Annotated in this window: 16 protein-coding genes, 2 tRNA genes and 1 other annotated feature; of the genes, 15 read left to right on the top strand and 3 right to left on the bottom strand. The window is 47.5% G+C overall.

Annotated features, from left to right (window positions below):
* Positions 1-131: 131 nt before the first annotated feature.
* Complete coding sequence (locus BN1247_RS15050) at positions 132-1,271, bottom strand: YaaC family protein (protein WP_054951095.1); 1,140 nt, start codon at positions 1,269-1,271, stop codon at positions 132-134.
* 101 nt (positions 1,272-1,372) lie between these two features.
* Between BN1247_RS15050 and guaB the strand changes: the two genes are divergently transcribed.
* From guaB to BN1247_RS15005, 9 genes are all read left to right on the top strand, one after another.
* Entirely contained in the window at positions 1,373-2,830 is a 1,458-nt protein-coding gene (guaB, locus tag BN1247_RS15045; protein ID WP_054951094.1) for an IMP dehydrogenase, read from the top strand.
* 157 nt (positions 2,831-2,987) lie between these two features.
* Positions 2,988-4,271: a D-alanyl-D-alanine carboxypeptidase family protein gene (locus BN1247_RS15040; protein WP_231633311.1), complete on the top strand. Its 1,284-nt coding sequence runs from the start codon at positions 2,988-2,990 to the stop codon at positions 4,269-4,271.
* 233 nt (positions 4,272-4,504) lie between these two features.
* Positions 4,505-4,696: a binding site (T-box leader), on the top strand.
* Positions 4,697-4,741: 45 nt separating this feature from the next.
* Complete coding sequence (serS, locus tag BN1247_RS15035) at positions 4,742-6,019, top strand: serine--tRNA ligase (protein WP_054951093.1); 1,278 nt, start codon at positions 4,742-4,744, stop codon at positions 6,017-6,019.
* A gap of 187 nt (positions 6,020-6,206) precedes the next feature.
* Positions 6,207-6,296: transfer RNA gene (locus BN1247_RS15030), tRNA-Ser, on the top strand.
* A 141-nt stretch (positions 6,297-6,437) separates the two neighbouring features.
* Positions 6,438-6,514, top strand: a tRNA-Arg gene (locus BN1247_RS15025).
* A gap of 71 nt (positions 6,515-6,585) precedes the next feature.
* Positions 6,586-7,293 (top strand): response regulator transcription factor, encoded by a 708-nt coding sequence (locus BN1247_RS15020; protein ID WP_054951686.1) that lies wholly within the window; start codon positions 6,586-6,588, stop codon positions 7,291-7,293.
* Positions 7,290-8,198 (top strand): sensor histidine kinase, encoded by a 909-nt coding sequence (locus BN1247_RS15015; RefSeq protein WP_054951092.1) that lies wholly within the window; start codon positions 7,290-7,292, stop codon positions 8,196-8,198. Before BN1247_RS15020 ends, BN1247_RS15015 begins: the two co-directional genes overlap by 4 nt.
* Before the next feature lie 113 nt (positions 8,199-8,311).
* Positions 8,312-9,250, top strand: a complete 939-nt coding sequence (locus BN1247_RS15010; RefSeq protein WP_054951685.1) for an ABC transporter ATP-binding protein — start codon at positions 8,312-8,314, stop codon at positions 9,248-9,250.
* Positions 9,228-9,962, top strand: a complete 735-nt coding sequence (locus BN1247_RS15005; RefSeq protein WP_054951091.1) for an ABC transporter permease — start codon at positions 9,228-9,230, stop codon at positions 9,960-9,962. The genes BN1247_RS15010 and BN1247_RS15005 overlap by 23 nt, the downstream gene beginning before the upstream one ends.
* A gap of 153 nt (positions 9,963-10,115) precedes the next feature.
* Here BN1247_RS15005 and BN1247_RS15000 read toward each other — a convergent pair whose 3' ends face one another.
* Positions 10,116-10,616: an OsmC family protein gene (locus BN1247_RS15000; RefSeq protein ID WP_222705244.1), complete on the bottom strand. Its 501-nt coding sequence runs from the start codon at positions 10,614-10,616 to the stop codon at positions 10,116-10,118.
* 74 nt (positions 10,617-10,690) lie between these two features.
* Positions 10,691-11,338: a Crp/Fnr family transcriptional regulator gene (locus tag BN1247_RS14995; RefSeq protein WP_054951089.1), complete on the bottom strand. Its 648-nt coding sequence runs from the start codon at positions 11,336-11,338 to the stop codon at positions 10,691-10,693.
* 125 nt (positions 11,339-11,463) lie between these two features.
* Here BN1247_RS14995 and BN1247_RS14990 point away from each other — a divergent pair, with 125 nt between their 5' ends.
* The 6 genes from BN1247_RS14990 (at position 11,464) to BN1247_RS14965 (ending at position 16,847) form a co-directional block, all read left to right on the top strand.
* Positions 11,464-12,180, top strand: coding sequence for a response regulator transcription factor (locus tag BN1247_RS14990; RefSeq protein ID WP_054951088.1), 717 nt, complete (start codon positions 11,464-11,466; stop codon positions 12,178-12,180).
* Positions 12,177-13,112, top strand: coding sequence for a sensor histidine kinase (locus BN1247_RS14985; RefSeq protein ID WP_054951087.1), 936 nt, complete (start codon positions 12,177-12,179; stop codon positions 13,110-13,112). Before BN1247_RS14990 ends, BN1247_RS14985 begins: the two co-directional genes overlap by 4 nt.
* A gap of 101 nt (positions 13,113-13,213) precedes the next feature.
* Positions 13,214-14,140 (top strand): ABC transporter ATP-binding protein, encoded by a 927-nt coding sequence (locus tag BN1247_RS14980; protein ID WP_054951086.1) that lies wholly within the window; start codon positions 13,214-13,216, stop codon positions 14,138-14,140.
* A gap of 55 nt (positions 14,141-14,195) precedes the next feature.
* Positions 14,196-14,885: an ABC transporter permease gene (locus tag BN1247_RS14975; protein ID WP_054951085.1), complete on the top strand. Its 690-nt coding sequence runs from the start codon at positions 14,196-14,198 to the stop codon at positions 14,883-14,885.
* A gap of 739 nt (positions 14,886-15,624) precedes the next feature.
* The gene (tadA, locus tag BN1247_RS14970; RefSeq protein WP_231633467.1) at positions 15,625-16,095 is read left to right on the top strand and encodes a tRNA adenosine(34) deaminase TadA; all 471 of its coding nucleotides are present in this window, start codon (positions 15,625-15,627) and stop codon (positions 16,093-16,095) included.
* Between the two features lie 92 nt (positions 16,096-16,187).
* Complete coding sequence (locus BN1247_RS14965; RefSeq protein ID WP_054951084.1) at positions 16,188-16,847, top strand: hypothetical protein; 660 nt, start codon at positions 16,188-16,190, stop codon at positions 16,845-16,847.
* Positions 16,848-16,855: the final 8 nt, after the last annotated feature.

The raw sequence follows: 16,855 nt of genomic DNA, 5'->3' as shown, positions 1-16,855 counted from the left end.
GGAAAACAAACCGCTGGGGGACAAAAGAACGGGTGTTAGTCATAGGGGGCGGCCCTGCAGCGATGTTGGCCGGCTCTATTCTTATCCTTTCTGATCTCGTCAGCGTTCGTTTTCGGTAGCTGCAAGCCCGCTTACATGTGGCGAAAAACGAATCGTTCCTGCAGCAGCTCACTTACTAATAAATTCGGAAAATGCTGTTCCGCCGCTTGCACGATCGCGTGCACGACGTATAACTCGTCACTGCCGAAGCCGAGGACGATTTCACCCCACCGCTCGGGTTCGTAGCGGGCGAGCATCCCGAGATGGAACACTAACAGCAGGTAATAGGAAAATTCCGGTAGGTGGAACTTACGCTCAGTGAGCAACCGCAAAAAGAAGCGGCTCGACGAATCGCCGACGATCAAATCGTTTTGAAAGCCACTGCCGGACTCCGAGACGTGGCTAACGTGGGGATGATACCATACGAGGGACACGTATGATCCGCGTGAAGCGCATTGCGCCCTTCCTTCGCGCACAGCCTCTTCGCCCACTTGTAATTGGAACTGGCCGCCCTCCAGCGTCGTATGGTGTCGGTTGAGCAGGTGTACAAAACTTGCGGCACTTAAGTGAAAGTGGTCGAGGACCGTTTGTTGCACTAAGATCGAGGTACCGTGCCTGCTACTTGTGCCGCTGTTTTCATTGCTGCTGCCACTCTCACGAGTGGAAGGTACCCCTTCGACGACGAGCGGTTCGAGGTACGAAGGGCATGCCACTTGAGCGCATACGTCGTACAAATGCGGTAGTTGGCCGAACAAGTGGTGGAGCTCAAACTTTTCCTCTAGCGCTTGTCTTAGCCCGAGTAAACGCAACACGTGCGGTAATAAGCCTTCTTTTTGTACTTTTACGCTGTCCGCGAGTAAATCGTAGGCGCGCTTTTTCAATTTGCGCGTCGTCATACCGTGTTTAAGCAAGCTCGTCTGGTTGGGGTAGAACGGGTCGAGTGTGAGCACGTACGCCTTCGTCAGCCCCATCATGCCGTAGTAGAGCAGCGGCGGTTTAACGAGTAAGCTCGCCGACTGGGCGGTGAGGAAATATGCGCGAGCTTGCTTTAAATAATATATAAATGGCGCGCTGTTTTGAAAAGCTAACCTTGAGGCGTCGTTTATCTCGCGTGTGCTATAGCGGTGCTCGAGTAGCTGCCGCGCGGCCGTTTCACCCTCTAAAAACAAAAGTGTATCCCACATTTTTTGCTCTGGTTGTTCAGCGAAAACGTAACGGTTCGAACGCGTCACACGATTGCCTCCTTAACGCCTATTTTTATTACCTTGACAGGCTTTTATACGTTTTGTTACACTGCATAAAATAAGACGACGTCTAAAGGATGATGATCCACATGTGGGAAGATAAATTCAGCAAAGAAGGATTAACATTTGACGATGTGCTGCTACTTCCAGCGAAATCGGACGTATTGCCGCGCGATGTCGATGTTTCGACACAGTTGACAGCGCGCATTCGGTTGAACGTTCCCCTCTTAAGTGCAGGAATGGATACAGTGACTGAGTCAGCGCAAGCGATCGCCTTAGCTAGGCAGGGCGGGCTCGGTGTCATTCATAAAAACATGTCCATTGACGCACAAAAGGAAGAAGTCGACCGCGTGAAACGTTCCGAAAGTGGCGTCATTACGAATCCTTTTTACTTACACCCGCACAATAAAGTGTATGACGCAGAAGAACTGATGGCGAAGTACCGCATTTCCGGCGTGCCGATCGTCGATGGACATAAAAAACTGGTCGGTATTCTCACTAACCGCGACCTGCGGTTTATTCACGATTACTCGCTACTGATTTCCGACGTGATGACGAGTGAAAACTTAGTCACTGCGCCAGTCGGTACGACGTTAAAAGACGCAGAACACATTTTACAACGACATAAGATTGAAAAATTACCCCTCGTCGACGCCCACAATGAACTAAAAGGGCTCATTACGATTAAAGATATCGAAAAGGCGATTGCCTTCCCACAATCGGCGAAAGATGACCAAGGGCGACTACTCGCCGGCGCGGCTGTAGGCGTGACGAAAGATACGTTAGAACGTGCGACCGCCCTCGTCGATGCTGGCGTCGACTTACTCGTCGTCGATACGGCGCACGGACATTCTCACGGCGTACTAGAGACAGTTGCCGCCATGCGCAAGCACTTCCCAGACGTCGTCATCGTCGCGGGCAATGTAGCGACAGCGGAAGGTACGCGCGACTTAATTGAAGCTGGCGCCGACGTCGTCAAAGTCGGTATCGGCCCGGGTTCCATCTGTACAACACGTGTCATTGCCGGGATCGGCGTCCCGCAAGTTACCGCCATTTACGACTGTGCGACCGTTGCGCGCGAGTACGGCGTACCGATTATCGCCGACGGCGGCATCCGCTATTCCGGCGATATCGTGAAGGCATTGGCAGCAGGGGCACACGCGGTCATGCTCGGCAGCTTGCTCGCCGGCACAGAGGAGTCCCCGGGAGAATCGGAAATATTCCAAGGCCGCCGCTTTAAAGTTTACCGTGGCATGGGCTCGATCGGGGCGATGAAGGCCGGTAGTAGCGATCGCTACTTCCAAGAAAATGAACAGAAGCTTGTGCCGGAAGGGATCGAAGGGCGGGTCCCTTATAAAGGGCCGCTGGCTGACACTGTTTACCAATTAGTAGGCGGCATTCGTTCTGGCATGGGTTATTGCGGCACAGCGACGCTAAACGATTTGCGGGACAACGGGCGCTTCATACGCATAAGTAACGCGGGGCTGTCGGAAAGCCACCCGCACGACATACAAGTGACGAAGGAAGCGCCGAACTACCACTTGTAGGGAAGTAAGCCTGCATAAACGGGAATTTGTTTGCATGGCATAAATTGGAGCGGTCAACGAGGGCAGGGATGTATTCCCTGTCTTCTTTTGTGTGTGCGCTTGTGATACAATATTTACGGCTTGTACATATTGGGAGAGTGACTCGGGAGGTGGCCTCGTGATTAAAGAGAAGGCAAAGCCGTGGTTGTGGCGAATGACAATTCTCGCCTTCATCTTGCTGCTCGTAAGCGGAGGATTTGCTCCGCGTGCACAGGCGGCGGAAAAAACACCAAAGATCAAGGCAAAATCATACGTTGTAATGGATGCGGAATCCGGTAGTATTTTGCTTGCAAAGAAGGAAGATACGCCCTTACCTCCCGCCAGTATGACAAAAATGATGGCCGAGTATTTGGTGCTCGAAGCGATTAAAAAAGGTGACATCAGTTGGGATCAAAAAGTAAAGGTGAGCGCGAACGCGTCAAAAATTGAAGGCTCACAAGTGTGGTTAGCGGAAAAAGAAGTACGTACGGTGAAAGAACTGTTTACCGCCATGTCCGTCTATTCCGCGAACGACGCCACCGTCGCCTTGGCGGAGTTACTCGCTGGCGACGAGACGGCTTTCGTCGAGCAGATGAACGCCAAAGCGAAAAAAATGGGGTTAATAAATACCCATTTTCGCAACAGTACCGGTTTGCCGCAAAACATGTATCCCGATCCGCCAAAAGTAGGCGGCAAGCATTATATGTCGGCGAAGGACAGCGCGACGCTCGCACGACATTTACTGCAGGATTACCCAGAAATTACGGAGTTCTCCACGATTCCGGAGCAAACGTTCCGCAAAGGAGAACCGGGTGCGATCGATATGGTCAACTGGAACTGGATGATTAAAGGTCTCGATTTTGAGTACGAAGGTGTCGATGGCCTTAAAACGGGCGAAACGGATGCCGCTGGCGCTTGCTTTACTGGAACGGCCAAGCGGGGTAAGATGCGTCTCATTACAGTCGTCATGGGGACAAAGTCGCGCAACACGCGCTTTGAAGAGACGAAAAAGCTGCTAGACTACGGTTTTTCTAACTTCAAAGTGAAAGAATTTATGAAGAAAAACGCTACAGTAAAAGGTTTCGAGACAGTTGAAGTGACGGGTGGCACGGAAACAGAAGTCGGCGTCACGACGGCGGCGCGGGTGCGCATGGCTTACAAAACGTCTGCAGAGAAGAAGTACAAACCGCAAGTGACGTTGAAAGGCGATTTGCAAGCCCCAATTAAAAAAGGTGATGTCGTCGGGGAAGTCACTTATACTATAAACGGAAAGCCGGTTCCGAACATTGAGCCGGTAAAGCTCGTCGCGAAAGACGATGTCGAAGAAGCGAGTTGGCTGCGGCTATTTTTCCGCAGCATCAAGGACATTTTCGTCAACTTCTTCAACGGAATTGCCGACAGCATCAAAGGGCTGTTCTCCTAGTTGGCTTAGTTAACCGCGTTTCTACGACTGTTTAATGTAAGGTGTACGCTTGCTGGCAACGGCTCTTCAGTCGCTGAACATGTCGCCAAAGTCGTAGCTATAACGTATAAATGCCTCTGCTTATGGGTAAAACGAATGACAGCACATCATTTGTTCGTATTCCTAAATAGCAGGTGAGTTGTCAACAGGAAATGGTTACTGTAAAATATAAGGTGACTTAAAGGATTATACATTAACACGCGATGACGAGACCGAGTAACCTTTTATATACTGCTGCAGAGAGCCGGTGGTCGCTGTGAACCGGTGCAGGTAAAAAGGCGAATCCACCTCTGAGCGCGAAGACGGCATTCACCGTTATCGAAACGAAAGTGGGCAGGAAACAATTCTGCCAATTAGGGTGGCAACGCGGTCCTTCCGTCCCTTTTACGGGGTGGAAGGGCCTTTTACTTTTTTGAAAGGAGTGGTGTGTCGTGTTGGATATGAAGAAGCTGCGGCAACATTTTGCGGCGTACAAAGAGCGGTTATCCCGGCGCGGCGAAGCAGCCGAGGCACTGGAGCAGTTTTCTAGCTTAGATGTGCAGCGGCGCAAACTGCTAAAAGAAAGTGAACAATTGAAGAGTGAACGTAACAGCGTCTCACAGCAAATTGCCCAGAAGAAAAAAGCAGGCGAAGACGCGGAAGCGGACATTCGCGCAATGCGCGAAGTCGGGGAACAAATTAAGCGGTTAGATGAACAGTTGCGGGAGGCGGAAGCTAAGTTACAACAGGTGTTACTGGGGATCCCGAACGTACCCCACGACAGTGTCCCCGACGGGGAGTCCGATGCCGACAACGTCCCCGTGCGCTACGTCGGCGAACCCGCCGAGCGCAGCTTTGCGCCGAAAATGCATTGGGACATCGCAGCTGAGTTAGGAATCTGCGATTGGGAACGGGCGGGTAAAGTGACTGGTTCGCGCTTCGTATTTTATACAGGAGCAGGGGCACGGCTAGAGCGCGCGCTCGTCAACTTTATGCTCGATTTGCACGTGGATGCGCACGGGTATAAGGAACTCGTACCGCCGTACATCGTCAATCGGCAAAGTATGACCGGGACGGGGCAGTTACCGAAATTTGCGGAAGACGCGTTTAAATTAGAGGACAGCAACTACTACTTAATCCCTACGGCGGAAGTACCTGTCACGAATTACTACCGTGACGACGTGTTGGCCGAAAAAGATTTGCCAAGCTGCTTTACCGCCTACAGCTCCTGTTTTCGCTCTGAGGCGGGTGCGCACGGCCGCGATACGCGCGGGTTAATCCGCCTGCACCAATTTCATAAAGTCGAGCTGGTGCGGTTCGTGAAACCGGAGGACTCGTATGCTGAGTTGGAAACGTTAGTCGGACAAGCGGAACGGGTGCTCGAGTTGTTGGGACTCCCTTACCGCGTCGTCAACTTGTGCACGGGCGATCTCGGCTTTTCAGCAGCGAAAACGTACGACCTCGAAGTGTGGATGGCCGGAAGCGGTGCATATCGAGAAATTTCCTCCTGTAGCAACTTCGAAGATTTTCAAGCGCGCCGCGCCAACATCCGCTTTCGGCGCGGATCGAAAGGAAAGCCGGAATTCGTGCACACGCTAAACGGATCGGGTCTCGCGATCGACCGCACGATTGCCGCCCTCTTGGAATACTACCAACAGGAAGATGGCAGCGTGGCCATTCCCGACGTTTTGCAGCCTTATATGGGCGGCAAGACGGTTATCGCAAATTGACACCACTTCCCCGGCAGCATGTGTAACAGCATGCCAAAAAGCGGATAAATTAGTGCTACAGGAGAGGGGACTGGGGAAGATGGGGCGGGGGTATGCTACTGTTAAAAGGGCATACAGCGAGCTCCGCCCTTTTTTTCCTCTTGAAGGGGCGAGCGGAAATGTGCTATCATTAATTCGTTACTGTTTTGGAGAGGTGGTCGAGTGGTTGAAGGCGACGGTCTTGAAAACCGTAGAGGGCTTGCGTCCTCCGTGGGTTCGAATCCCACCCTCTCCGCCACAATTCCTTTTCATGAATAACATAGCGTAGCGCTTACGAAGTCGTTAAGGTTATTGACGACATATGTTCCAATGGCGATCGCAATCATGCCTGATCGCGTATTTGCATATTTCTGATATTAATTGCGGTGCCAATTATTGGGCGCCCGTAGCTCAGCAGGATAGAGCACCAGTTTCCTAAACTGGGTGTCGCAGGTTCGAATCCTGCCGGGCGCGCCATGAAAAACGTTGATATGGCGCGGTTTTTCGATTACTTGAGAAACCGCGCCATTTTTAGTGGAGGTGACATCTTGAAGAAAAAAATATTAATCGTAGACGATGATGTAGATCTTTGTCTTCTTGTTAAAAAATACCTTGAAACAGAGGGCTATAGCGTTGCAGTCAAACATAATGGCGCTGACGGTCTTACAGAAGGTTTAACGAATGGATATCAACTTATTGTGCTTGATGTCATGCTCCCACAGAAAAACGGCTTTGACGTGCTTTCAGATTTGCGTAAAACAAGTCGCGTACCGGTACTTATGCTAACTGCAAAGGATGGAGAAATCGACACTGTTTTGGGTCTTCGGCTCGGTGCGGACGATTATCTCACAAAACCATTTAGCATGAATGAATTTGTTGCAAGAGTTCAATCGCTCATTCGGCGCTACACCGCCTTAGGTGGCGAGAGTCATATACAAAGTCAACTTATGTTAACATTTGAAAACCTCTCAATCAATGCGGATAAAAGAGAAGTTTTAGTTTCTGGGGCGTCCGTTGAACTTACAGCAAAAGAATTTGATTTGCTTTATTTCCTCGCAAACAACAATGGCAAGGTTTTTACAAAAAAACAAATTTATCGCGCCGTATGGAAGGATGACTATGCCTTTGATGATAATAACATTATGGTGCATATTCGCAGGGTTCGTAAAAAAATCGAGCCTAATCCTGACCAGCCACAATTTATTCAGACTGTTTGGGGCGTTGGTTATAAATTTAACGGTGGGGAAAGCAAATGACCGGTTATATTATAGTGATCCTCGTACTCGTTTGCGGCCTGTTAATATTTCTGTTCGTTAAGCAGAGGAAACAGTTAAGACAGATCCTTGATGCGCTCGCAGCAGCTAAGCGCGGAGATAACAAAAAGGTATTTATGAAAGGCAACGGAGCAGTTTCCAAATTAGGATATGAAGTTAATGCCCTCATTTATTCCCATAATAAAGAATTATCTCGGTTGAAAAAGCTGGAAAAAGCCAATAAAGAATTGCTCATAAGCTTTTCACACGATGTCAGGACGCCCCTAACATCATTGCTCGGTTATTTAGATGCACTGGAAAGTGGTATTGTCCAAGGTGACGAAAGAGAAGAGTACACAAAAATTGCAAGAAAAAAGGCATATGACTTAAAGGGGCTTGTAGATACGCTGTTTGACTGGTTCAAGATTGATTCTAAAGAAATGCAGCTGTCCATGCAGAATACCGATATTTGCGAAAGGACTAAGGAGATCGTTATTGATTGGCTGCCTACATTAGAACAAAAAGAAATTACCCCCAAAATAGAAATTCCAGATGAGGAATGGATCGTTGCCCTCGATGTCGTAGCATATGAACGAATGGTATCAAACCTCATTCAAAACGCAGTAGAGCATAGCGGTTGCAGCTGTTTAGAGGTCGCCATAAACCAGTATAGCGATACAATTAGCATCACAGTAAAAGATAACGGGATTGGTATAGCCAAAAATAAACAACCTCATATTTTCGAACGACTATATAAAGTGGACAAGGCAAGAAGCAAGTGCAGCAGTGGTCTTGGCCTTTATATTGTTAAAGAGCTTGCACAGATGCAGGGTGGTAAGGTGCTCGTACAAAGCCAAGTGGATGAGTACACACAATTTACCATTAAGCTGCCGCTCGTTAAGAGATGAATGCCTTTGTCATCTCTTTTTTTGTGCAAGTAAGGAAGAAGTAAGACTTGCGTAAGGGGAGGGTCAGTATTGCTTGATATAATAAGTGTCGTAAGGAGTGGGAGGTTATGCAAATGACCGAGTACGTCATTAAAACAACAAAGCTGACAAAACAATTTGGCGAACAAAAAGGTGTGGACAGTGTAAATATGCACGTCCCACAGGGTAAAATTTATGGGCTACTGGGCAGAAACGGTGCGGGCAAAACGACGACGTTGCGGATGTTGTTAAACCTTGCAACTCCTACGAGTGGAGAAATCTCATTGTTCGGGGAGGATTACAGAAAAAACCGAAAGGAAACTTACCGCCGTATTGGCTCAATGATTGAAACACCGGGTTTTTATGAAAACCTAACAGGGGCAGAGAATTTACAAATCTTTGCTCGCCTTAGAGGACAGCACGATCCAAACAGCGTCCAACATGCACTTAAAATCGTCGGCCTTGACCAGGAAACAAAAAAGACCTTTGGCAATTATTCTCTTGGGATGAAACAGCGTCTTGGCATAGCGGCGGCAATTATGCACGAACCGGAGTTACTCATCTTGGATGAGCCAATTAACGGTCTTGACCCAGTAGGTATACGGGAAGTGCGGAAATACCTAGAAACGCTTAGTGTTGAAAAAGGTATCACCATACTCATTTCAAGTCATATTTTAAGCGAGATTGAACAGCTTGCACATATTATCGGGGTTATGAACAAAGGTCAGCTTATTGAGGAAGTATCCATGCAGGAACTGCATGAGCGAAACAGACAGTATGTTGAGTTTGTCGTGTCAGATGAAAACAAAGCTTGTCTTCTGCTTGAGCAAAAGTTTGGACTAACTGATTATAGTGTACATGATAAGGGAAGTATTCGCCTGTATTCTCATTTAGAGATGAGATCAACAGTTAATCGCTATTTTGTAGAAAACGGTATATTAGTATCAAAAATCAATATTAGTGAAGAAAAGCTGGAAGATTACTTCTCAAACTTGATTGGGGGTGGGGATCTTGCTCAATCTGCTTTACTGTGAATTTTTAAAACTAAAACGTTCAAAGATGTTTTTTATTAGTGCTCTAGGTGCACTTGTAGCGCCTGTAATGGTTTTTGCAGGGCTTATAAAGGCAAAAATTACAAAACCTGATAAGGTTATTACTTACTGGGACATGTTAGAGCAGACAAACTTGTATGTATTGCTTTTGTTTGGGGTGATCGTTTACGGCGTGATCGCTGCCCATCTCTTAAGCCGAGAGTTTGCTGAAAAAACAATGAAGTCCATACTAACTGTTCCTGTTTCAAAAGAAGCTTTTTTAACAGCGAAATTCCTGATGCTGTTTGTGTGGATGATCCTTTTAACAGCAGTAGCATGGGGATCCACGTTGATTTTAAGTGTTGTCGGCAATGCCGCGGCATTTAGCGTTGACGTTATTACGCAGTCGCTAAAGGAGTATTTTTTAGGCGTTTTATTATTGTATTTTACCATGTCGCCTTTCGTATTTATAACACTTTGGCTTAAAAACTTAGTGACACCGATGATTGTCGCTGCAGCAGTCGTTCTTTGTAATGTTGCACTTGCCAATGAAGACTTAGCGGTGCTGTTTCCATGGTCGTCTCCTTATTTGATTGCAAGTGGGGATATTGCAAAATTTCACTATCCGACTGAAACAGCTCTTATGATTATATGCTTAGTTTTCCTCCTCGGCGTTTCCGCTAGTTTTGTATATTTTAAGAAACAGGATATGTAAAAGGGGGCTTATTAATGGATATTTTGGAATTAATAAAAACCGATGTATTTTGGGGTTAAGCTCGTATAATTGTTCGGAAGGTGCATCGCCCTTAACGGTTTTATGTTTTCTTGCAGTCAAAAGGTCAGCTCGATCCAGCTGACCTTCACTTAATTAATGAACTTGTAAACCGATTTCCATTTTCAAACTAGCCAGCACCGGCGATTTTTCCAATGCTGTACGAGCAATTTTTTCTACTGCTTCAGGCGACGCGGAAGTGTCAGCCTTCAAATGAATGACGGGATTTAAAATTCCGCCATCCCCTGATTCTAAGCCGAGAAAGACGGCCGCATTTAAATCCGCTTCAATCTCCACTTCTACGTCATTCAATCGAATCCCTTGTTCACTAGCGAGCACTTCGAACGTAATCGTAAAGCAACTCGCTGCTGCGGCGATTAAATATTCGACGGGGTTCGGTGCCACATCGGTCCCGCCTAACGGTGCTGGTTCGTCCGTACGGAAAGGGGCGAACTCCCTAATTTGTACGTCGTTTTGCACGCCGTCTTTCCAAGTCACTTTCGCCTGCCAGTTGCGCATTTTTAACTCGGGGTTGGACTGAATCGCTGCTGCCATTTGTTTCACTGCTGTAAAGTTAATGTTGTTCACGTCATTCACCTTTCGTTAGGATGTTTGATAATCCCATCGTAACAAGGTGTCCTTCTTTTGTATGTAAGGGAGCTTACACATCATCAATTTTGCGCTCCCTTGCGAAACAAGAGCTGGTTGTCCTTTTGTACAACCACTCCTTCTTGTTGCAACTTATTAAGTAAAAACGTGACCGTCTCTCGCGTTGAGCCGATCATCCCAGCGAGGTCTTTATGTGTTAAAAATGGCGGTAAAGGCACACATTCTCCTGCTTGTCCACGCCCTTCTGTCAGTTTTTCAAACAAAAACACGATCCGCTCTTCTACTTTTCCGTAAGCGACTTGTTCCAAAATCGCCGTCGTCTCGTGCAAGCGCAGCGCCATGTCTTTTAGCAACGACATGGCTAGTCCTGGCGGCGTCGATTCAATTACCGCGAATATTTCCTTTTTAGGAACGGAAACGACGGTAACATCCGTTAACCCCCGACAAAAGGACTCTTTTTCACTATCGATAAATAAGTTGAGCCAGTTAATAAAATCGCCAGCAGACAAAATGTCGAGCGTGCATTCTTTGCCATCGAGGTGTAAATGGAACAGGCGGGCGTTCCCCGCGACGATTAAGTACAAATAGGCGGACGAGTCACCGGGCGTGACAATCATCTGTCCTTTCGCAAAGCTTTTTTGTGGTCTGTTCAACCACTCGCGCCGGATTGTTTCCGGAAACAGTTGGAGCGGTTGCTGTCTTGATGCCACTTGGACGATCCCCTTTCACGTTGCTCAATGATGTATAATCTAAACGATCCTGTCACACATCTCAACAATAGGATAACATAAAACATATAGCTAAAATGACTACACGATAAGGCCGGTGACGCAACATGCATCATTACATTTTACTCGTAGAAGACGATCCAGCGATTAGTGACATGGTAGGAAACCATCTAACGAAGGAAGGATTCCGCGTCGCACACGCGTGTGACGGCAAAGAAGCATTGCGTGCGTTTGCGCGGGAGTCTTTTGATTTAATTCTGCTCGATTTGATGTTGCCGAAGCTTAACGGCATGGACTTTTTAAAAGCTGTTCGCGAAAAAAGTACCGTTCCTGTGTTGATCGTTTCTGCCAAAGACGGCGATGTGGAAAAAGCGTTAGGTCTCGGGTTTGGAGCAGACGATTACGTGACCAAACCGTTTTCCTTAATTGAGCTGACGGCGCGTGTGAAAGCAGCGATCCGCCGCGCGACACAGTATACCGGCAGCCCAAAAGACGGCGATAAGGATGTACAGCACCAGGTGATTCACATACGGGACATTGCGCTCGACATTGAAAATATGCGCGTGAAGAAAAACGGGGAAGAGATTAAGCTCACGGCAAAAGAGTGGCAAATATTGAAGTTGTTTTTTACAAATCCCGAGCGAGTGTTTACGAAAGAGCAGATTTACCGCGCGGTTTGGCAGGACGATTATTACGGCGACGAAAACATTATTAACGTCCACATGAGTCGGTTGCGCGAAAAAATAGAAGATGACCCGTCGTCGCCTAAGTATATAAAAACGTTGTGGGGGATCGGCTATCGCTTGGGGGAATTCGAACAATGACGATTCTCCTCGTCAGTGTCATCGTTGTGCTAGCTACCGTCAATATCGGGCAATACCGGCTAAAGAAGCGGAGGGATGTAGAGCTAGATGCCTTATCCGCCAAGCTGCGACGCATATTGAAGCAAGAGTCAGCTGAGAAGTTGTTACACGTGACGGATGACAAACAACTGCAGCTTCTGTTAGTTGAGATCAACCGGTTGTTGGACGTCACCCAGCAAAACCTCGCCCAGTTCACGCGAACGGAACGTTCAATGAAAAAAATGCTAGCGAACATTTCCCACGACTTAAAAACGCCGTTGACCGTCGTATTAGGGTATATCGAAATGATGCAGCACGACCACGGGATGGCCGCTGTAGAGAGGGAAAGACTGCTCGATAACGTTTACAATAAAACAGTGGAAATTATTAAGTTGATCAATACATTTTTTGATTTAGCTAAGTTGGAGTCCGGGGATAAAGAGATCCCTTTAACGCGGGTGTCAATGAACGAATGCTGCAAAAACAATATGCTCTCATTTTACGATACGCTACAAGCGAAAGGTTTTGACGTGGCGATTCAAATTCCCGACGTCCCCGTGTACGCCGTCGCTAACGCGGAGGCGCTTAACCGCGTGTTACACAATTTATTGTCCAACGCGATTCAATACGGCGCTGACGGAAAAGTAGTCGGCCTCTCCTTGACATACGATAACACGCACGTGTCTGTCGCCGTGTGGGATCGCGGGAAGGGAATCGACGAACGCGAACAAGCGCGTGTTTTTGAGCGCATGTATACACTTGAGGAGTCTCGAAACAAAACGTTTCAAGGTAGCGGGCTCGGTTTGACGATTACGAAAAAGCTCGTTGAAGAAATGGGAGGGACGATTACCTTACAGAGTGAGCCGTATCGTCAAACGACGTTCACGATTAAGTTAAACCGGTTGACGTATTGACGACGTAAGGTTTTCTTAAGAATTGAGAAACAAAAAAGAAACGGTTCATAGCTACAATAGAAGATAGTACGCGTAAGCGACAGGAAGAAAGGTGATGACGGGTGGCGTACGTTGTAACGACGAATGGTTTGACGAAGTCCTTTCAAGGAAAGGAAGTGGTGTCGAACGTTAATATGCACATTCGCAAAGGAGAAATTTACGGCTTTCTCGGTCCGAACGGCGCTGGTAAAACGACAGTCATGAAAATGCTCACGAACCTCGTCAAACCGACCGCAGGGGAAATTGAAATTTTTGGGGAAAAGGTAACGCCTACTTCATACGACTATTTAGGACGAATAGGTAGTATCATCGAATACCCTATTTTTTATGAAAGGCTAACGGCGGGAGAAAATTTAGCGCTGCATTGTGAATACATGGGCTACTACGACAAAGGTGCGATCGATGACGCGCTAAAATTAGTCAACCTAAAAAATATCGAGGACGAGATGGTAAAAAACTTTTCTCTCGGAATGAAACAACGGTTAGGTATTGCGCGAGCGATTATAACGAAACCGGAATTGCTAATTTTAGATGAACCGATTAATGGCCTCGACCCTGTAGGTATTAAAGAGATTCGCCACGTGCTCGACATGTTAAGTAAAGAATACGGAATCACGCTATTGATTTCGAGTCACATCATCGCGGAAATCGAGCAAATTGCCGATACGATCGGCGTGATTAGCGACGGTCGGCTGATTGAGGAAGTGACGATGGACAACATAAGAGGGCAACATACGGAATACATCGAATTAGTGACTGCCCATCAACGTAAAGCGTGTGTTGTGCTCGCCGATCAACTCCATATATCCAACTTCAAAACGGTTAATGAGAAAATCGTCCGCATTTACGACGCGCGAGTGTCCCAGGCAGAAATCTCTAAAACGCTCGTTCTAAACGACGTCGCGATTGAAGGGATTAACAAAAAGGTTACTTCTTTAGAGGAGTATTTTTTGAACTTAATTCATGAGGGACAGAGAGACGTTTCGTAAAAAACAGGGGTGTACGATCAAACAAGAGGAACGATCAAACGAGGTGTGCCATCAAATGATGAAATTAATAAAATTGGAATTGCAGAAAGTGAAATTAGGTTGGTATGTCAGTGGAGCGGTCATTGCGAATGTGCTCATTGCGGCGTTAGTATGTTTTATCGGCTATATCGAAAAAATAGAACAAACTGCGGCATTTGCTAGTGCTGAGGAAGCTATTGTCGTGATGGGAGCGATCGTACGGGCAACGTTTACTATTTTTGCCGCTGTACTCATTGCCAAACTCGTCATCGAAGAATATAAAAACAAAACGGTGTTCATTACGTTCATGTACCCGATCAGACGGAAGAAGCTCATGGCCGCCAAACTATTGATCGTCAGTGGGCTCACGTTCTTCACGATGGTCATTTCCAACTTGTTCGTCATGGGTGTCGCTTTCGGATTGAACACATACGTTCCGTTTATTCCGGGCACGTTAGCTGATACGATCGGGCAGCAATTGCTAAGCATCGTCGCCTTTGCCTTTGCCGCGACGGGGACGAGCTTAATTCCTTTATACTTCGGGATGCGAAAACAATCTGTCCCAGCGACGATCGTTTCCGCCCTCTTACTCGTCGTGCTCATCAGCTCACACAATCCGGTGTTTTCTGTAGCCTCAATTATTTACATTCCGTTATCGCTCGCAGCCGTCGGGATTGCGATTGCCGTTTTGGCCATCCGCAAAGTGGAAACGACCGACGTCCTTTAAACGGGTCTCGGTCGCCCCAGTTAAGCCGCTCCTCGTTTGCGCACTAATTGTTAATCTTTTACGCTTTGCCATCGGCACATTCACACGGAACTAATCCTGCGTATTCTACGGATTATCGTACCGAGAGGAGTATTCAATTGAACTGGAGAAAATTTTCTATAGTATTCATGTTATTTATTCGCCTGGAATTACATGATTAGCCGACATCCCACCTACGGGTATGGGAAATGGTTCGCATTTTTGGCCGATCCTTTCCGACTCGAAGCAGTGAGTGACGGGAGGTACTGAACAGTCTGTTTTTTGTCGTTACATTTCGTTTAATTGCCAAAAGTGGTGGTCTGGAGATCATGTATGGGTTTCCGGCTTGGTATAACGACATCGTATGCTCACTTCCGATCCTTTCGTTTATCCTTTCTTTCTGGTTAATCGGTCTTTGGAAAAGAGTACGTGCAGTCGTTAACTGGTGGCGGAAGGCTGGTTTCGCGACCGTCATCGTGTTGGGGCTGACATATTCGGTGTTTTTATATTACTGGAATTTCCTTAGCGTTCACTTTTCGTAAGGCATTATTTGCGAGGAAAAACGACCGATATCCACCAAGAGAAGTGTGAGTCGGCACGAAGGACGACCACCAATTCACACGACCGCCACCCATAAATGGATGGCGGTCGCTTCTGTTTGACACCCTCCGTTGTCGAGTGGTAACTTTTATTAATGATACTACTAAGTTGAGGATGAACGATTTACGTGGAGAACGAATGGATCCCTTATATGAAAGTTGCTTTAGAACAGGCCGATCGCGCGGAAGCGATCGGGGAAGTACCGATCGGCGCCGTGATCGTACGAGACGGTGATATTATCGCTACCGGCTATAATTTGCGCGAAACGACGAAAGATCCGACGAACCACGCGGAGATGGTAGCGATTCGAGCCGCTAGTGCGCAGTTAGGCGGTTGGCGGTTGCCTGGTTGTACCCTCGTCGTCACGCTTGAACCGTGCCCGATGTGTGCGGGGGCAATCGTACAGTCGCGCCTTAAACGAGTCGTATACGGCACGCCAGATCCGAAAGCGGGTTGTGCTGGGACGTTAATGAATTTGCTAACCGAGCCACGCTTTAATCACCGCGTACACGTCGAAAGTGGTGTATTGCAGGCAGAGTGTGCCGCGCGCCTCAGCAACTTCTTTCGCTCGCTACGGCAACGCAACAAGTAATGATTAAACTTAACAAATTATTTATACCTTCCGTCCTACAATAAAAGTGGTTACACAGTTATGCCACGATTTTTGAAGGAGGTATACGAAAAATGAGTAAAAAGAAGTGGTTAGTTGGCGTTGCTATCCTCGTCGTCGTGTTAGGGGTGTCTACGGTGGTCGTCGCTGCGAATGGATCGGATGTAAACTCCGGTGTGATGTCGTTAAACCCGTCCGAGAAGGCGATTAAGAATCCTAGTGAGCAGTTTAAACTGGTCGATGTGACAAAGGACGCTTCTGCTGACGTGACGATGGAGATCGTTGATGATCCCCCGGCGAATGCGACTAAGGATAAAAAGGCAGAGCAATCGAATACGGTTACTATTAACGGGGCTCCCGCCAATGTGACGAAGCAGCTACCGAAGAATGTCCAGAATATTACCTTAACAGAGGCTGACAAAGTGGCGGGAGACGACAACGGAAAGGAAGCGACTTACCGCGTTAGTGGGTCACTCGGTGTAAACTATGCGCATCAATACGGCCCTTGGAGCTTTGTAACTGGTGAAACTGGGTCAATCTCACTCACTTGGGTACCGGGGGCGTCCAAAGTAAGAGTCGGCTTACTGGACAGTTCGGGAACGTTTTACTATACGACGCTAAGCGGCGGTTCGGGTAAAGCTAACTTTAAAGTGAATAAAACGGGTAACTATCGGATCATGGTTTGGAATATCGGGCCACACGGGATTAACTACAACGGCTATATCACGATCTAACTGGCTTC

It is taken from the genome of Numidum massiliense, from assembly GCF_001375555.1.
In the GTDB taxonomy this organism is placed as follows: Bacteria; Bacillota; Bacilli; order Thermoactinomycetales; family Novibacillaceae; genus Numidum; species Numidum massiliense.
This window is presented reverse-complemented; position numbering and strand designations above follow the sequence as displayed.